The organism is Amycolatopsis sp. WAC 04182, assembly GCF_003947465.1.
GTDB lineage: Bacteria > Actinomycetota > Actinomycetes > Mycobacteriales > Pseudonocardiaceae > Amycolatopsis.
On sequence record NZ_QHJJ01000002.1, the window covers coordinates 833667 to 848645 of the forward strand.

Here is a 14979-nt window from a genome sequence, read left to right on the forward strand (position 1 = left end):
TCAGCCCTCTTCGGCCGGACCGTAGGCGCCGCCGAGGCGGTACCCGACGCCGCGGACGGTCTCGATCAGCGCGGGCCTGCCCAGTTTGGTCCGCAGGGTGGCGACGTGGACGTCGAGCGACCGGCTCTCCGCGGGACCGCGATGCCCCCAGACCTCGTTCAGCACGTGATCACGGGCGCAGACCGCGCCGCGGGCGGTGACCACCAGCGCGAGCACCTGGAACTCCTTGCGGGACAACGAAACCGGCTGTCCGTCGACCTGCACCTCATGGCGCCCGATATCGACCGAGACATCACCCGCGCGGATGACGCCCGGCGGTTCGGGCGCGGCGGGCCGTTCCCCGCGGCGACGGCGCACGGCCTCGACGCGGGCGACCAGTTCGTCGACGTCGTAAGGCTTGACCAGATAGTCGTCGGCGCCGGACCGGAGCCCCTGGATCCGGTCGTCGACCTCGCCCCGCGCCGAAACGACGATCACCGCGACGTCGCTGACCGCGCGGATCCGGCGGCACAGGACTATCCCGTCGATGTCGGGGAGCCCGAGATCGAGCAGCACGACGTCGACCTCGTGCACCAGATCCAGCACCCCGGCGCCGGAGGCGAGGCGTTTGATCGTCAGGCCGCGCCGGGTCAGCGCGGGCGTAAGGGCACCCGCGACCCGGTCGTCGTCCTCCACCAGCAGTACCCGCACCCGTGTTTTCCCTTTCACGCCGTCACCGCCACCGCGACGACTTGAAGAACGACTCTATGGGGTGAGTCACCTCTCGCGCTGCCCGTACCGCTGGGCCGGTTGGCCCTGTGAGGGACCCACTGCACGCGGTAATGGTCACGATGCGTCACAGATCTGCTGTGACCCCGGTTACGGGACACCCCCGCCTTGTCTAGGCTGATCAGCGCCGGACGGCGGCGGATCGGGCCGTCCGGTGGCTTGAGAACGATACGGACTTGAAACCCTAAGTATTGGTCAAGCCGTCTTTACAAGCGGTCCGACGGGAGTAGGTTTCCGCCATCGCGTGGTGCCTGACCCCGCAGTCCCCTGCAAACGAACGCTCCTGGAGGCCAGATGACCGCGGAGGTGGCGGCGCCGATGATCAAGGCGGCCGCCGTGAACAAGTACTTCGGCGACCTGCACGTGCTCAAGGAGATCAACCTCGAGGTGCCGCGCGGGCAGGTCGTGGTCGTGCTCGGGCCGTCCGGGTCTGGCAAGTCGACGCTGTGCCGGGCGATCAACCGGCTGGAACCCATCAACTCCGGTGAGATCGCGGTGGACGGTGTTCCGCTGCCCGCCGAAGGAAAGGCGCTGGCCGCGCTGCGCGCCGACGTCGGCATGGTGTTCCAGTCGTTCAACCTGTTCGCGCACAAGACGATCCTCGAGAACGTCATGCTCGCGCCGATGAAGGTCCGCAAGGTCAACACGGCCGAGGCCCGCAAGACCGCGATGGACCTGCTCGAACGCGTCGGCATCGCCAACCAGGCCGGCAAGTACCCGGCGCAGCTTTCCGGCGGGCAGCAGCAGCGGGTGGCGATCGCCCGCGCGCTGGCCATGCGCCCCAAGGTGATGCTGTTCGACGAGCCGACCTCGGCGCTGGACCCGGAGATGGTCCAGGAGGTCCTCGACGTGATGACCACGCTCGCCAAGGACGGGATGACGATGCTCGTCGTCACCCACGAGATGGGCTTCGCGCGGCGCGCGGCGAACCGGGTGGTGTTCATGTCCGACGGCGAGATCGTCGAGGACTCCACCCCGGACGAGTTCTTCACCAAGCCGAAGACGGATCGCGCCAAGGATTTCCTCGGCAAGATCCTGACCCACTGAGGTCTTCCCCGCCGGCCGGTATCGGCTGGACAAGATTCGGAAGGAAACTGAGAACAATGCGGTTGAACCGAGTTCTGCGAATGAGCGCGGCCGTCGTGGCGGCCGGTCTCGCCCTCTCCGCCTGTGGCGGCGGCGGGTCGGACGCCGGCAGCGGCTCCAGCGGCGCCAAGAACGTGGTGGCGAAGGCCAAGAGCGACAAGAAGCTCGTCATCGGCATCAAGTTCGACCAGCCCGGTCTCGGCCAGAAGCAGGCCGACGGCACGTACGCCGGTTTCGACGTCGACGTGGCGAAGTACATCGCCAAGGAGCTCGGCGTCGAAGAGTCGGGGATCACGTGGAAGGAAGCGCAGTCCGCGCAGCGTGAGGACCTGATCAAGAAGGGTGAGGTCGACTTCATCGTCGCCACCTACTCGATCACCGACAAGCGCAAGAACGAGGTCTCCTTCGCGGGCCCGTACTTCATCGCCCACCAGGACCTCCTGGTGCGCGCGGACTCCACCGACATCACCGGCCCGGAGTCGCTGACCGGCAACAAGAAGCTCTGCTCGGTCAAGGGTTCGACCCCGGCGCAGAACGTCAAGGAGAAGTACGCCAAGGAAGTTCAGCTCGAAGAGCGCGGCAAGTACACCGACTGCGTCACCTCGCTGCTGAACAAGACCGTCGACGCGATGACCACCGACGACGTCATCCTGGGTGGCTACGCCGCGCAGCAGCCCGGCAAGCTGAAGCTGGTCGGCAAGGGCTTCACCGACGAGAAGTACGGTGTCGGCCTGAAGAAGGACGACGCCGAGAGCATCACCGCGATCAACAACGCGATCAAGAAGATGCAGCAGGACGGCGCGTGGAAGGCCGCTCTGGAGAAGAACGTCGGCCCGTCGGGCTACAAGATCCCCGAGCCCCCGGCCATCTCCTGACACCCGGCTCGCTGAGCCGCTGAACCAAAGGAATCGAACGGTGCGCCGTGTACCGCGGCGCACCGTTCCCATACCGAGGCTGGGTTGAGCACCTTGTTCGATTTCCTCGACAATCCCAATTACGACTTGCTCGGCGCCTTCTGGATGACGATCAAGCTCACCTTCTTCTCCGCGATCGGTTCCCTGATCTGGGGCACCATCCTGGTGGGGATGCGGGTGAGCCCCGTTCCGATCATGCGGGCGTTCGGCACCGCCTACGTCAACATCTTCCGGAACACCCCGCTGACGGTGATCATCGTCTTCACGTCGCTGGGACTGTCCTCCACACTGGGACTCAACCTGGCCTCGTCGGAGTCGACGACGTCGTTGGAGGACAACGCCTTCCGGCTCGCGATCCTCGGCTTCGTCGCCTACACCGCCACGTTCGTCTGTGAATCGCTGCGGTCGGGTATCAACACCGTCCCGGTCGGCCAGGCGGAAGCGGCCCGCGCGCTGGGGCTCGGCTTCGTCCAGGTGCTGACCCTGATCGTGCTGCCGCAGGCGTTCCGGTCGGTGATCGCACCGCTGGCGAACGTCATGATCGCGCTGCTGAAGAACACCACGGTCGCCTCGATCATCGGTGTCGCCGAGGCGTCGCTGCTGATGTCGGACATGATCGAGAACGAGTCCGACTCGCTGCTCCTGGTCTTCCTGGTCTTCGCCGTCGGTTTCGTCGTCCTGGTCCTCCCCCTCGGCCTGCTGCTGGGCTGGGTCGCCAAGAAGGTCGAGGTCAAGCGATGAGCGCGCAGACCGTCCTCTATGACATCCCCGGGCCGAAGGCGCGGGCACGGAACTGGCTCTACAGCGTCCTTTTCTTCCTCGTCCTGGCGTTGGTGCTCTATTACATCTACGTGGGCTTCGACGAGAAGAACCAGTGGGCCGGCGCACTGTGGGAGCCCTTCCTCAACGGCTCCACCTGGACCGAGTTCATCGTGCCCGGTCTGCTCAACACCCTGAAGGCCGCCGCGCTGTCGATCGTGATCGCGCTGCCGATCGGTGCGCTGCTGGGCATCGGCCGGTTGTCGGACCACAAGTGGATCCGGGTCCCGGTCGGCGCGGTCGTCGAGTTCTTCCGGGCGATCCCGGTGCTGCTGCTGATGGTCTTCGCCGCGGCGTTCTACGCGTTCTACACCGACATCGACGCCGAGATCCGCCCGCTGTTCGCCGCGGTGACGGGTCTGGTGCTCTACAACGGCTCGGTCATGGCCGAGGTGTTCCGTGCGGGCATCCTTTCGCTGCCCAAGGGCCAGGGTGAGGCCGCGTCCGCGCTGGGCATGCGCAAGACCCAGATCATGATGACCGTCCTGCTGCCGCAGGCGGTCACCCTGATGCTGCCCGCGCTGGTGAGCCAGCTGGTGGTCATCCTCAAGGACACCGCGCTGGCCGGTCAGCTGACCATCGGCTTCAACGAGCTGATCCGCAGTACCGGGCCGCTCACCGGTCTCTACGGCAACACGATCCCGACGCTGATCATCGTCGCGATCATCTTCATCGTGCTGAACCTGCTCCTGAGCTGGTTCGCGTCGTGGCTGGAGAACAAGCTGGCGCGGCGGAAGAAGGCTCCCAAGGGGGCCAAGCCGGTGCACGACGCACCCGCGTCCGTCGTCGATGCCACCGACTTCAACACCGGTCGGTCGCTGTAGCTCCGTAAGTACATGAAGGCCCCCTTCCTTGCGCCTACGTACAGGAAGGGGGCCTTCATGTATTTCGGGATAGGCCTCTTGGTCCTGTCGGGACGGTGACCTCGTCGGCTAACGTCGGCCGTATGGCGGACCAGGCCGCGACGCTGCTCGAAGCGCTGCCGGACCTGGCGGGCAGGTCGGTCCTGGTCGTCGGGTGCGGTGATGGCCGCTATCCCCGCCTGCTCCGAAGCAAGGGCGCTCGCCGCGTCGTCGGCGTCGACGCGGATCAGACGCTGATCGCGGCCGCGCAACGCGAAGAGGAACGCGACCCCGTCGGGATCTCCTACGAGGTCCACCAGTTCGCCCGGCTGCCCGTGATGGGTGCCTTCGACATCGTCCTGGCTTTCCTGGACTCTTCCGACCCTCTCGGCCGCGTCGCCGCGAGCCTGGTGACGGGCGGACTGCTCGTGGCCGTCGCCACGAACGGCATCGGCCTGGAAGAAGCGTTGCGGGACAACGGTTTCCAGGACATCGTCCTGCGCCGCCACGAAAGCGGCGACGTGCACAGCGCCCGCAAGATGGGCTGAGTCGCGCACCCTGGTGTCGAGCCAGGCTGGCCGGGGCTATGAATCCCGGCCGGTCGCCGGACCGTGCGCGTCTGGCGGTATGGGACACACGGACCCCACACCGCCGCACCGGTACGACGGAACAGGTTTCCCCGCCGTGCCGGGGCGTAGCGCGTGTGGGAGTCGAACCCACGTCACCGGGGTGAAAACCCGGTATCCCTTCCGCTGGACCAACGCGCCTTGGCCTGGAACACAGTCCGGCGCGCACCGCACACCGGACTGCTTCGTTCCAGAAATCAGGGTTCACCAAAGGAAAAGCCGCCCGGTTCGGTTTCCCGAGGGGCGGCTCCACGTACGCGACGTCCTGCTAGGACGACGGCGGGGAGCCGTGTTTCTCTTCCATACCAAGGGCCATGGCGTAACAAGGTCGCGTCATGTGTCCTCCTTGGTCGGTGTGCGGGTAAGTGTGCGACAGGCGAGTGAGCCGGGGCAACCGATTAAAGAGCCGTGACGTCGCCACGTGCGTCCCATCTGCACCAGCAGCCACACCAGCTGCGCGTGAAGGCCCCCTTCCCTCGGCTCAGCCGAGGAAACTCGACCTTCACACCTTCCCCAGTACATGAAGGCCCCCTTCCTTGCGCCTGGCGCAAGGAAGGGGCCTTCATGTACTTCAGGCGGGCGAAGGAGCGCCGGTACCGAGCCGGTCGGGTCTACTTGTCCCGCCGGAACAGCTTGTTCCCCAGCCACACGATGGGGTCGTACTTCCGGTCCGCGACGCGTTCCTTCATCGGGATCAGCGCGTTGTCGGTGATGTGGATGCCCTCCGGGCACACGTCCGAGCAGCACTTGGTGATGTTGCAGTACCCGAGCCCGTGCTCCTCCTGCGCCTCGTCACGCCGGTCGGCGACGTCGAGGGGGTGCATTTCGAGTTCGGCGATCCGCATCAGGTACCGGGGCCCGGCGAAGGCCTCCTTGTTCTCCTCGTGGTCGCGCACCACGTGGCAGGTGTTCTGGCACAGGAAGCACTCGATGCACTTGCGGAACTCCTGCGAGCGCTCGACGTCCACCTGCTGCATCCGGTACTCCCCCGGCTTGAGGTCCGGGGGCGGCGTGAACGACGGGATCTCGCGGGCCTTGGTGTAGTTGAACGACACATCGGTCACCAGGTCGCGGATCACCGGGAACGTCCGCATCGGGGTCACGGTGATGACCTCGTCCTCGGTGAAGGTCGACATCCGCGTCATGCACAGCAGCCGCGGTTTGCCGTTGATCTCCGCCGAGCACGAACCGCATTTGCCCGCCTTGCAGTTCCACCGCACCGCCAGATCCGAGGCCTGGGTGGCCTGCAACCGGTGGATGATGTCGAGGACGACCTCGCCCTCGTTGACCTCGACGCTGTAGTCCTTCAGCTCACCGGAGTCGGCGTCGCCGCGCCACACCCGGAAACTCGCCTTGTAGCTCATGCCGGGCTCCCGGGGTGCGAGGCCAGTTCTTCGTCGGTGTAGTACTTCCCCAGCTCGGAGAGTTCGAACAGTTCCAGCAGATCCTGCCGCAGCGGGATCTGCTCCTTGACCTCGATGCCGACTTCCGGCACCACCGGGTTGTCGCCCGGCGTGGCCGAGCAGACCAGGAGTTTGTTGCGCCACTGGGCGTCCATGCCCGGATGGTCGTCGCGGGTGTGCCCGCCCCGGCTCTCGGTCCGCAGCAGCGCGGCGCGCGCCACGCATTCGCTGACCATCAGCATGTTCCGCAGGTCGACGGCGAGATGCCAGCCGGGGTTGAACTGCCGGTGCCCTTCGACGGTGACCCGCTTGATCCGCTCGCGCAGTTCCCCGAGCTTCTCCAGCGCCCGCTCGATCTCCTCCGATTTCCGGATGATGCCGACGAGGTCGTTCATCGACTGCTGCAGTTCGGTGTGCAGGCTGTACGGGTTCTCCTCGACGCCGTCACCCGGCGGGTCGAACGGCGCGAGCGCCATCGCCGCGGCGGCGTCCACATCGGACTGACTGACCTTGGGGCGGTCCTTCAGGTCCGACACGTAGGACGCGGCACCGAGTCCCGCGCGGCGGCCGAAGACCAGCAGATCGGACAGCGAGTTGCCGCCGAGCCGGTTCGAACCGTGCATCCCGCCCGAGCACTCGCCCGCGGCGAACAGCCCGGGCACGCTCGACGAGGCGGTGTCCGGGTCGACCTCGATCCCGCCCATCACGTAATGACAGGTGGGGCCGACCTCCATCGGCTCCTTCGTGATGTCGACGTCGGCGAGTTCCTTGAACTGGTGGTACATCGACGGCAGCCGTTTGCGGATCTCCTCCGCGGGCAGCCTGCTGGCGATGTCGAGGAAGACCCCGCCATGCGGCGACCCCCGCCCCTCCTTGACCTCGGTGTTGATCGCGCGCGCGACCTCGTCCCGCGGCAGCAGGTCCGGGGTGCGGCGGTTCTTCTCCTGGTCGGTGTACCAGCGGTCGGCTTCTTCCTCGCTGTCCGCGTACTGCCCTTTGAACACGTCAGGGACGTAGGAGAACATGAACCGCTTGTCGTCGGTGTTCTTGAGGACCCCGCCGTCACCACGGACGCCTTCGGTGACCAGGATCCCCTTCACGCTCGGCGGCCAGACCATGCCGGTCGGGTGGAACTGGACGAACTCCATGTTGATGAGCGTCGCCCCGGCCCGCAGCGCCAGCGCGTGCCCGTCACCGGTGTACTCCCACGAGTTCGAGGTGACCTTGAACGATTTCCCGATGCCGCCGGTGGCCAGCACCACCGCCGGCGCCTCGAACAGGATGAACCGGCCGCTCTCGCGCCAGTACCCGAAGGCGCCCGAGATCCGGCCGTCGTCGGTCAGCAGTTCCGTGATCGTGCATTCGGCGAAGACCTTGATCCTCGCCTCGTAATCGCCGGTCTCCTTGAAGTCCTCTTGTTGCAGCGAAACGATTTTCTGCTGCATCGTGCGGATCAGTTCGAGCCCGGTGCGGTCGCCGACGTGCGCCAGCCGCGGGTACGTGTGCCCGCCGAAGTTGCGCTGGCTGATCCGGCCGTCGGCGGTGCGGTCGAACAGCGCGCCGTAGGTCTCCAGTTCCCAGACCCGGTCCGGCGCCTCCTTGGCGTGGAGTTCGGCCATCCGCCAGTTGTTGAGGAACTTCCCGCCGCGCATGGTGTCGCGGAAGTGCACCTGCCAGTTGTCGTTCGAGTTCGCGTTGCCCATCGACGCCGCGCAGCCGCCTTCGGCCATCACCGTATGCGCCTTGCCGAAGAGCGATTTGCACACCACCGCGACGCTGAAGCCGCGTTCGCGGGCTTCGATGACCGCGCGGAGACCGGCACCGCCGGCACCGATCACCACCACGTCGTAGTTGAGCCGTTCGACCTCGGTCATGAAAAGAGCCACCTCAAAGCTTGTCGCCGGGGACGGGAGATTCCCGCGCCGCTAGTTGATGAACCGCAGATCCGAAATGGCGCCGCTCGCCACGAGCATCACGTAGAGGTCGGTCAGCACCAGCGTGCCGAGCGTCGTCCACGCCAGCGCCATGTGGCGGGTGTTGAGCTTCGTGATCTGCGTCCAGATCCAGTAGCGGACCGGATGTTTCGAGAAGTGCTTGAGCCTGCCGCCGGTCACGTGACGGCACGAGTGGCACGACAACGTGTACGCCCACAACAGGATCACGTTGCCGGTCAGCACGATGTTGCCGAGCCCGAAACCGAATCCGCCGGTCTTGCCGTGGAAGGCGGTGATCGCGTCGTAGGTGTTGACCAGCGAGACGACCACGGCGACGTAGAAGAAGTAGCGGTGGGCGTTCTGGATGATCAGCGGCAGCCGCGTCTCACCGGTGTACTTCGCGTGCGGTTCGGCGACCGCGCAGGCGGGCGGTGAGAACCAGACCGCGCGGTAGTACGCCTTGCGGTAGTAGTAGCAGGTCAGCCGGAAGCCCAGCAGGAACGGCAGGACGAGGAAGCCGAGCGGGATGAAGCCCGGCAGTTCGCCGATCCAGGCCCCGAAATGCCGGGAGCCTTCGACGCAGGATTCCGAGACGCAGGGCGAATAGAACGGCGTCAGGTAGTGGTATTCGGGCACCCAATAGGCGGTGCGCACGAAGGACCTGATCGTCGCGTAGATGATGAAGGCGGAGAGGCCGAGGACGGTCAGCAGCGGGGACAGCCACCACCGGTCGGTGCGCAGCGTTTTTTCGGCGATCCGGGCCCGCGACGGTGCGCGGACCCCCGTACCCCGTCCGGCCTCGTTGCCGGCGGGGGCGCTCACCGCTGGTCGCGCTTGTAGCCGCCGACGCCTTCGTCATCGGCGCCCTGCCAGAGCGCCGGGTCGTAGGGCGTGTCGGGAACTTGGACCCGGTCGGCGGCCTTCGCCTGGGCGGGCACCGCGTTCGGGGTCGTGTCGAGGTCGGTCGCGTCGATGTCGAGGCGCTCGACGTCGTTCGCCAGGCGCCGTACCGCCGAGGCGTCGCCGTATCGGGACCGCAGCGCGCCGACGCACTGCCTCAACTGACCGATGGCTCGCCGAAGCTCGGCGATCTCTGTGGTGGACATCGGTACCTCCCGATGGTCGGTTCGGTTGGCCGCTTGAGCCTTCGAAGGCCAGCGATTCCTCGCCGTCTCGACTCTGCCGCGCGTTGTGCAATGTGACAAGTAGCACAGTGGAACCTAGTGACGTGACGGAGGTCACGCGAGTCGATCTTCTGTATCGATTTTGATCCGGGCTTTCCCCTGGGTTACTGTGGCCACTGTCACGACCCAGCGACGTCAGCGTTGCCGTCCCGCGGACCACCACGACCAGTGATCCGGAGCCGGACAATGAGCACCGCCCCGAACGTCCACCCCATCATCGCCGAAGTCACCGAACGCATCGCCGCCCGCAGCGCCGAAACCCGCGCCGCGCATCTCGAGCGCGTCGCCGCCTCCCACGAAGAAGGACCGATGCGGCGCGGCCTCGACTGCAGCAACCTCGCCCACGGCTTCGCCGCGATGGAAGGTGTCGACAAAGCGGCACTGCGCGCCGTGCGGGCGCCGGGCGTCGCGATCGTCTCGTCCTACAACGACATGCTTTCGGCGCACCAGCCGATGCAGGAGTACCCCGCGATGCTCAAGGGCTCGGTCCGCCAGGCGGGCGGGGTGGCGCAGTTCGCCGGTGGCGTGCCCGCGATGTGCGACGGCGTCACCCAGGGCCGTCCCGGGATGGAGCTGTCGCTGTTCAGCCGCGAGGTGATCGCGATGTCGACCGCGATCGCGCTCTCCCACGACATGTTCGACGCGGCGCTGCTGCTCGGCGTCTGCGACAAGATCGTTCCCGGACTGCTGATCGGGGCACTGTCCTTCGGGCATCTCCCGACGATCCTGGTGCCCGCCGGGCCGATGAACTCCGGCCTGCCGAACAAGGAGAAGGCGCGCGTGCGCCAGCTCTACGCCGAGGGCAAGGCGACCCGCGAAGACCTGCTGGACGCCGAAGCGGCTTCGTACCACTCGGCGGGAACGTGCACCTTCTACGGCACGGCCAACTCCAACCAGATGGTCGTCGAGGTGATGGGCCTGCACCTGCCGGGCGCCAGCTTCGTGCAGCCGAACTCGCCGCTGCGGAGGGCACTCACCGAAGAGGCCGGACGCCGCGTGGTGAAGCTTTCGCGCGGCGAGGAGTACACGCCGATCTCGCGCGTGATCGACGAGAAGGCCGTCGTCAACGGTGTCATCGCGCTGCTCGCCACGGGCGGATCGACCAACCACACGATGCACCTCGTCGCGATCGCCGCGGCCGCGGGCATCCAGCTGACCTGGGACGACTTCTCCGCTCTGTCGTCGGTGATCCCCCTGCTGGCGCGCGTGTACCCGAACGGCAGCGCCGACATCAACCACTTCCACGCCGCCGGAGGCATCCAGTTCCTGGTCGGCACCCTGCTCGACGCGGGCCTGCTGCACGAGGACGTCTTGACCGTCGCCGGGCAGGGCCTGCACCGCTACCGGCAGGAGCCGATCCTGTCCGAGGGCGAGCTCGTCTGGCGTGACGTCCCGACGCGCAGCCTCGACGAGGACGTGCTGCGTCCCGTGTGGCGGCCGTTCGCCGCCGACGGCGGGCTGCGGATGGTCGCGGGCAACCTCGGCCGCGCGGTGATCAAGGTGTCGGCGGTGGCGCCGGAGCACCGGATCGTCCAGGCCCCGGCGCGGGTGTTCACCGACCAGAAGTCCTTCAAGGACGCTTTCGAGGCGGGCGAGCTGGACCGCGACGTCGTCGTGGTCATCCGGCAGCAGGGCCCGCAGGCCAACGGGATGCCGGAGCTGCACGGCCTCACCCCGGCGCTGGGTGTGCTGATGGACCGCGGGCACCAGGTGGCGTTGCTCACCGACGGCCGGATGTCTGGCGCGTCCGGGAAGATCCCGGCCGCGATCCAGGTGACCCCGGAAGCCGCCGCGGGCGGCCCGATCGCGCGGATCGCCGACGGCGACGTCGTCCGCCTCGACGCCAGGGCCGGGACGCTCGACGTCCTCGTGGGTGACGAAGAACTCGCCCGCCGTGAACTGGTGGACTCCCCGCCTTCGGAGGCATCCTGGACCGGCACCGGCCGGGAGCTGTTCGCGGCGCTGCGCCGCGCGGTCGGCCCCGCCGATCAGGGCGCGAGCGTGTTCGGACCGCTCACGCCGGAACACTTCGGCGCTCCGGCGCACACGTTGACCCCTGTGGAGGTAACCCAGTGACCACCGGCGCCGACCTGCTCGGCCTGTCCCCCGTGATGCCCGTCGTCGTGCTCGACGACGCCGACGACGCCGTGCCCACCGCGCGGGCCCTGCTCGCGGGCGGGATCGGCGTGATCGAGCTGACCCTGCGCACCCCGGCGGCACTCGCCTCCATCGAGCGGATCGCCGCGGAGGTCCCGGAGATCGTCATCGGCGCCGGGACCGTCACCGCGCCCGAGCACGCGAAGCAGGCGGCCGCCGCCGGCGCGAAGTTCCTGGTGACCCCGGGCTGCACGGACGCCGTGCTGGATGCCGCGTTCGAGACCGGGCTCCCGTTCCTGCCGGGCGCGAGCACGGTGTCCGAGGCGATGCGGCTGGCCGAACGCGGGCTGACCGCGCTGAAGTTCTTCCCCGCCGAGGCCAGCGGCGGCGTGGCGTACCTGAAGTCGATCGGCGGGCCGCTGCCCGGGCTGAAGTTCTGCCCGACCGGCGGGATCACCGTGAAGACCGCGCCGGACTATCTCGCACTGTCCAATGTGGGCTGCATCGGCGGTTCGTGGCTGACGCCGAAGGACGCCTTGGCGGCCAAGGACTTCGGGAAGATCGAAGCGTTCGCGGCGGAGGCTTCGAAGCTCTGATCCGCGTTGTGAGGGCCACTCGTGCGACGGGTGGCCCTCACTGTTCTCAGAGCGGCAGCTGGTACTGGATGAAGCCCCGGTTGACCGCGACCTGGTCGTACAGGCGGCGCGCGGTGGCGTTGGATTCCTTGGTGTGCCAGTAGACCCGGGCGCAATCGCGGTCGCGCGCCCAGCCCGCGACGGCCTCGATCAACGCCCGCGCGACCCCCTTGCCCCGGGCTTCCGGCGCCGTGAACAGGTCTTGCAGGTAACAGACGTCGGTGAGCGCGGAAGTACTGGGATGCACCAGGAAATGCGTGATCCCGACGAGCTCGCCTCCCACATGGGCACCGAGCGCGTGCATCCGTTCCCCTGCCTGGAATTCGCGCCAGGCTCGGTCGTAGACCTCTTGGGGCGCAACACGTTCGTAGAAGGCGATGTACGCGCGGAACAGGTGTTCCCAGGCTTCGCGGTCTTCGGGCTCCAGTGGAGCGATGGTGATCATGTGGTCCTCTCAGTGATCACCCGAGCCTAGGGTTTCGCCACTGTGTCGCGAGTGGCCACTCACGCGGTAAACCGAGCTGCCACTCGCCGGTGGTGCGGCTTGGCGGGAAGGACGTTGCGAAAGTGGCTTTCGCAACAACTTCCCGCGTGCTCGCCGCCGGGCATCGTCTGCGGTGGCTCAGCTGACGGCTTGCTTCACCAGCGCGGCGATGCGTTCCTCCACCTCGGGGGTGACACCGGTCAGCGCGAAGGCCGTCGCCCACATCGCGCCGTCGTCCAGCCGAGCGGCGTCGTTGAAGCCGAGCGTCGCGTACCGCGTCTTGAACTTGGCAGCGGGTTGGAAGAAGCAGACGAGCTTTCCGTCCAGCGCGTAGGCTGGCTGGCCGTACCAGAGTTTCGGCGCGAGCATCGGGGCGTTCGCCTTCACGACGGCGTGGACCAGCTCGGCCAGCGCCCGGTCCTCGTCGGACATCTCGGCGATCTTCGCGACCACGTCCTGCTCGGCCGCCGCCGCTTTGTCGGCGGCCGAACCGCGGCGAGCCGCCTTCTTCATGTCCTGGGCGTGTTCCTTCATCGCGGCCTTCTCTTCGGCCGTGAATCCTTCGTACGTGGTGGTCATGGCGTTTTCTCCTAGGTATGCGGCGAGCGGGGGCATCCGGTAGTGGCACATCAGGACTGGGCGGCGAGAGCCGAGGTCTCCCAGACGAACCCGTCGAGGTCGGTGAAGGGTGCGGAGCCGCAGATCGCGATGCGGTGCGAACCGGTGCCCTCAGGGGACACGCCGGCGTCCTTGGCCAGGGCCTTGCGCTTGTACAGCGCCAGCTTCACGGGGCTCGAGCCGGATTCGAACTCGACGTACACGCGGCCGAAGCTCTTGCCCACGGCGAGGCCGTGCTCGACGTAGAACTTCTTGCTCGCGGCCACGTCGGCGACGCCCAGCAGCAACACGATGGCGTCGAACTCGCGGGCCGCCGGTCCGGTGTTCTTCTTCGCCGAGGTCGCGATCTTCCAGATCGCGCCGTCCGGGGCCTGCACGGTTCCGCCGTAACCCCACATCGACTTCGCGGCGGGCTTGATCACGGTCGCCCCGGCGGCGACGGCGGCGTCGATGAGCGCGTCGGCGTTGGCGGGCTGGGAAACCGTGAGGGACAAGGTGTAGCCGCGGAAGCCGGTGGACGGCTCCTGCGAAGCCCGCAGACGCAGCTCGGAGCCGAGCCCGAAGGCGGTGGTGTAGAAGCGTTCGGCGGCCTCGGTGTCGGCCACTTCGAGGGTGATGGCGTCGATGAAGTTCATGCCGGTAACGCTATTTCCGGGCGGGCCTCCGGCGCTTCTCGATTCCTGATCGGTCGTATCGGCGCTGGTCAGATGTGGTTCGTGAGTGACATTTCGGGCTCTGACCGTCCTCACCATTCACGAGAGTGACCCACCAGGCCACCGCCGCACTCGCTCGCCCCTGCAAGGTGTGAAGGTCGAGTTTCCTCGGCTGAGCCGAGGGAAGGGGGCCTTCACGGCGCCTGCGACCCACTGGCCGCCACCTTCAGTAGGTACCTAAGACCCGAAACGCCATTCACGACCGCCAGAACGCACAACACCGGCCGGCGGGCAAGCGGGGCCCGCACGGCCGGTGAGCGGCTCGGATGAGGAAGGTCAGTCGAGGGTGGCGTCGTCCAGCAGCGCCGACTCGGCGCCGAACTCGCGGAGTTCGTCGCGGATCACGGTGTAGGCCAGCCCCTGGGGATAGCCCTTGCGGGCGAGGAAGCCCAGCAGGCGGCGGATCGCCGTCTGCTCGTCGACGTTGCCCAAGGAGCGCATGCGCTTCCGTACCAGCTCTCGGGCGCGCTGCTCCTCTGCCTCTCGGTCCACCTCTTCGGCGGCCTGGACGGCGATATCCCCATCGATTCCTTTACGTTTGAGTTCGGCTACGAGGGCGTTCCGTCCCAGGCCCATGTTGGCATGGCGGGAACGAACCCACATCTCGGCGAACTCGGCGTCGTTGATGAGCCCTGCCTGGTCCAGCTTACCGAGCAGGGTCTCCGTCGTCTCCTCGTCGAAGCCCTTGCGCTTGAGGGCCTGACGCAGTTCCTCCGTGGAACGCGGGCGCGCGGCCAGGAGATCGAAGCAGATCTCCTTGGCCTTCTTCCTCCGCTCGTCCGGCGGCAGCTCCGCCGGATCCACTTTGGGCGCACGCATTCAGCTCTCACTCCAGTCGAAACGATCGATCGGCGGC

The 14979-nt window shown here is 67.3% G+C and carries 16 protein-coding genes and 1 tRNA gene; 7 read left to right on the forward strand and 10 right to left on the reverse strand.

The features are described from left to right. Positions 1–690 carry a response regulator transcription factor gene (locus DMH01_RS11110; protein ID WP_185927233.1) on the reverse strand — a complete coding sequence of 230 codons (690 nt, stop codon included), beginning with the start codon at positions 688–690 and terminating at the stop codon, positions 1–3. Between the two features lie 396 nt (positions 691–1086). Here DMH01_RS11110 and DMH01_RS11115 point away from each other — a divergent pair, with 396 nt between their 5' ends. The 5 genes from DMH01_RS11115 to DMH01_RS11135 all read left to right on the forward strand — a co-directional run bounded on the left by DMH01_RS11115 (position 1087) and on the right by DMH01_RS11135 (position 4977). Then, entirely contained in the window at positions 1087–1815 is a 729-nt protein-coding gene (locus DMH01_RS11115) for an amino acid ABC transporter ATP-binding protein (RefSeq protein ID WP_199745481.1), read from the forward strand. A gap of 56 nt (positions 1816–1871) precedes the next feature. Further along, positions 1872–2729 (forward strand): glutamate ABC transporter substrate-binding protein, encoded by an 858-nt coding sequence (locus tag DMH01_RS11120; RefSeq protein WP_199745435.1) that lies wholly within the window; start codon positions 1872–1874, stop codon positions 2727–2729. Positions 2730–2813: 84 nt separating this feature from the next. Further along, complete coding sequence (locus DMH01_RS11125; RefSeq protein WP_206743472.1) at positions 2814–3509, forward strand: amino acid ABC transporter permease; 696 nt, start codon at positions 2814–2816, stop codon at positions 3507–3509. Further along, a complete protein-coding gene (locus tag DMH01_RS11130; RefSeq protein WP_125675703.1) occupies positions 3506–4411 on the forward strand; it encodes an amino acid ABC transporter permease in 906 nt (301 codons plus the stop codon). The genes DMH01_RS11125 and DMH01_RS11130 overlap by 4 nt, the downstream gene beginning before the upstream one ends. A gap of 122 nt (positions 4412–4533) precedes the next feature. Then, positions 4534–4977, forward strand: coding sequence for a class I SAM-dependent methyltransferase (locus DMH01_RS11135; RefSeq protein ID WP_125675705.1), 444 nt, complete (start codon positions 4534–4536; stop codon positions 4975–4977). 147 nt (positions 4978–5124) lie between these two features. On the opposite strand, the gene DMH01_RS11140 is transcribed toward DMH01_RS11135, so the two are convergent. The 5 genes from DMH01_RS11140 to DMH01_RS11160 all read right to left on the reverse strand — a co-directional run bounded on the left by DMH01_RS11140 (position 5125) and on the right by DMH01_RS11160 (position 9498). Then, a tRNA-Glu gene (locus DMH01_RS11140) sits at positions 5125–5196 on the reverse strand. Between the two features lie 470 nt (positions 5197–5666). Next, complete coding sequence (locus DMH01_RS11145; protein ID WP_125675707.1) at positions 5667–6419, reverse strand: succinate dehydrogenase/fumarate reductase iron-sulfur subunit; 753 nt, start codon at positions 6417–6419, stop codon at positions 5667–5669. Then, complete coding sequence (locus tag DMH01_RS11150; protein ID WP_125675709.1) at positions 6416–8332, reverse strand: fumarate reductase/succinate dehydrogenase flavoprotein subunit; 1917 nt, start codon at positions 8330–8332, stop codon at positions 6416–6418. The genes DMH01_RS11145 and DMH01_RS11150 overlap by 4 nt, the downstream gene beginning before the upstream one ends. 51 nt (positions 8333–8383) lie before the next feature. Beyond that, entirely contained in the window at positions 8384–9214 is an 831-nt protein-coding gene (locus DMH01_RS11155) for a hypothetical protein (RefSeq protein ID WP_125675711.1), read from the reverse strand. Then, on the reverse strand, positions 9211–9498 hold the full coding sequence (locus tag DMH01_RS11160) for a hypothetical protein (RefSeq protein ID WP_016332714.1): 288 nt from the start codon (positions 9496–9498) through the stop codon (positions 9211–9213). Before DMH01_RS11160 ends, DMH01_RS11155 begins: the two co-directional genes overlap by 4 nt. Before the next feature lie 264 nt (positions 9499–9762). Here DMH01_RS11160 and edd point away from each other — a divergent pair, with 264 nt between their 5' ends. Beyond that, entirely contained in the window at positions 9763–11652 is a 1890-nt protein-coding gene (edd, locus tag DMH01_RS11165) for a phosphogluconate dehydratase (protein ID WP_125675713.1), read from the forward strand. Beyond that, entirely contained in the window at positions 11649–12269 is a 621-nt protein-coding gene (gene eda, locus DMH01_RS11170) for a bifunctional 4-hydroxy-2-oxoglutarate aldolase/2-dehydro-3-deoxy-phosphogluconate aldolase (RefSeq protein WP_125675715.1), read from the forward strand. Before edd ends, eda begins: the two co-directional genes overlap by 4 nt. Before the next feature lie 46 nt (positions 12270–12315). Here the strand turns inward: eda and DMH01_RS11175 are convergent, their stop codons facing one another. The 4 genes from DMH01_RS11175 to DMH01_RS11190 all read right to left on the reverse strand — a co-directional run bounded on the left by DMH01_RS11175 (position 12316) and on the right by DMH01_RS11190 (position 14927). Beyond that, positions 12316–12753: a GNAT family N-acetyltransferase gene (locus DMH01_RS11175; RefSeq protein ID WP_125675717.1), complete on the reverse strand. Its 438-nt coding sequence runs from the start codon at positions 12751–12753 to the stop codon at positions 12316–12318. Between the two features lie 177 nt (positions 12754–12930). Next, on the reverse strand, positions 12931–13371 hold the full coding sequence (locus DMH01_RS11180; protein ID WP_125675719.1) for an iron chaperone: 441 nt from the start codon (positions 13369–13371) through the stop codon (positions 12931–12933). A gap of 50 nt (positions 13372–13421) precedes the next feature. Then, positions 13422–14045 (reverse strand): glyoxalase, encoded by a 624-nt coding sequence (locus tag DMH01_RS11185; RefSeq protein ID WP_125675720.1) that lies wholly within the window; start codon positions 14043–14045, stop codon positions 13422–13424. Between the two features lie 354 nt (positions 14046–14399). Then, the gene (locus tag DMH01_RS11190; protein ID WP_125676691.1) at positions 14400–14927 is read right to left on the reverse strand and encodes a regulatory protein RecX; all 528 of its coding nucleotides are present in this window, start codon (positions 14925–14927) and stop codon (positions 14400–14402) included. Between the last annotated feature and the right edge of the window lie 52 nt (positions 14928–14979).

Coding starts and splice junctions, on each gene's coding strand:
- DMH01_RS11135 (WP_125675705.1), top strand. CDS start 4,534: ATGGCGGACCAGGCCGCGACGCTGCTCGAAGCGCTGCCGGACCTGGCG.
- DMH01_RS11150 (WP_125675709.1), bottom strand. CDS start 8,332: ATGACCGAGGTCGAACGGCTCAACTACGACGTGGTGGTGATCGGTGCC.
- DMH01_RS11145 (WP_125675707.1), bottom strand. CDS start 6,419: ATGAGCTACAAGGCGAGTTTCCGGGTGTGGCGCGGCGACGCCGACTCC.
- DMH01_RS11175 (WP_125675717.1), bottom strand. CDS start 12,753: ATGATCACCATCGCTCCACTGGAGCCCGAAGACCGCGAAGCCTGGGAA.
- DMH01_RS11120 (WP_199745435.1), top strand. CDS start 1,872: ATGCGGTTGAACCGAGTTCTGCGAATGAGCGCGGCCGTCGTGGCGGCC.
- DMH01_RS11115 (WP_199745481.1), top strand. CDS start 1,087: ATGATCAAGGCGGCCGCCGTGAACAAGTACTTCGGCGACCTGCACGTG.
- edd (WP_125675713.1), top strand. CDS start 9,763: ATGAGCACCGCCCCGAACGTCCACCCCATCATCGCCGAAGTCACCGAA.
- DMH01_RS11180 (WP_125675719.1), bottom strand. CDS start 13,371: ATGACCACCACGTACGAAGGATTCACGGCCGAAGAGAAGGCCGCGATG.
- DMH01_RS11160 (WP_016332714.1), bottom strand. CDS start 9,498: ATGTCCACCACAGAGATCGCCGAGCTTCGGCGAGCCATCGGTCAGTTG.
- DMH01_RS11130 (WP_125675703.1), top strand. CDS start 3,506: ATGAGCGCGCAGACCGTCCTCTATGACATCCCCGGGCCGAAGGCGCGG.
- DMH01_RS11185 (WP_125675720.1), bottom strand. CDS start 14,045: ATGAACTTCATCGACGCCATCACCCTCGAAGTGGCCGACACCGAGGCC.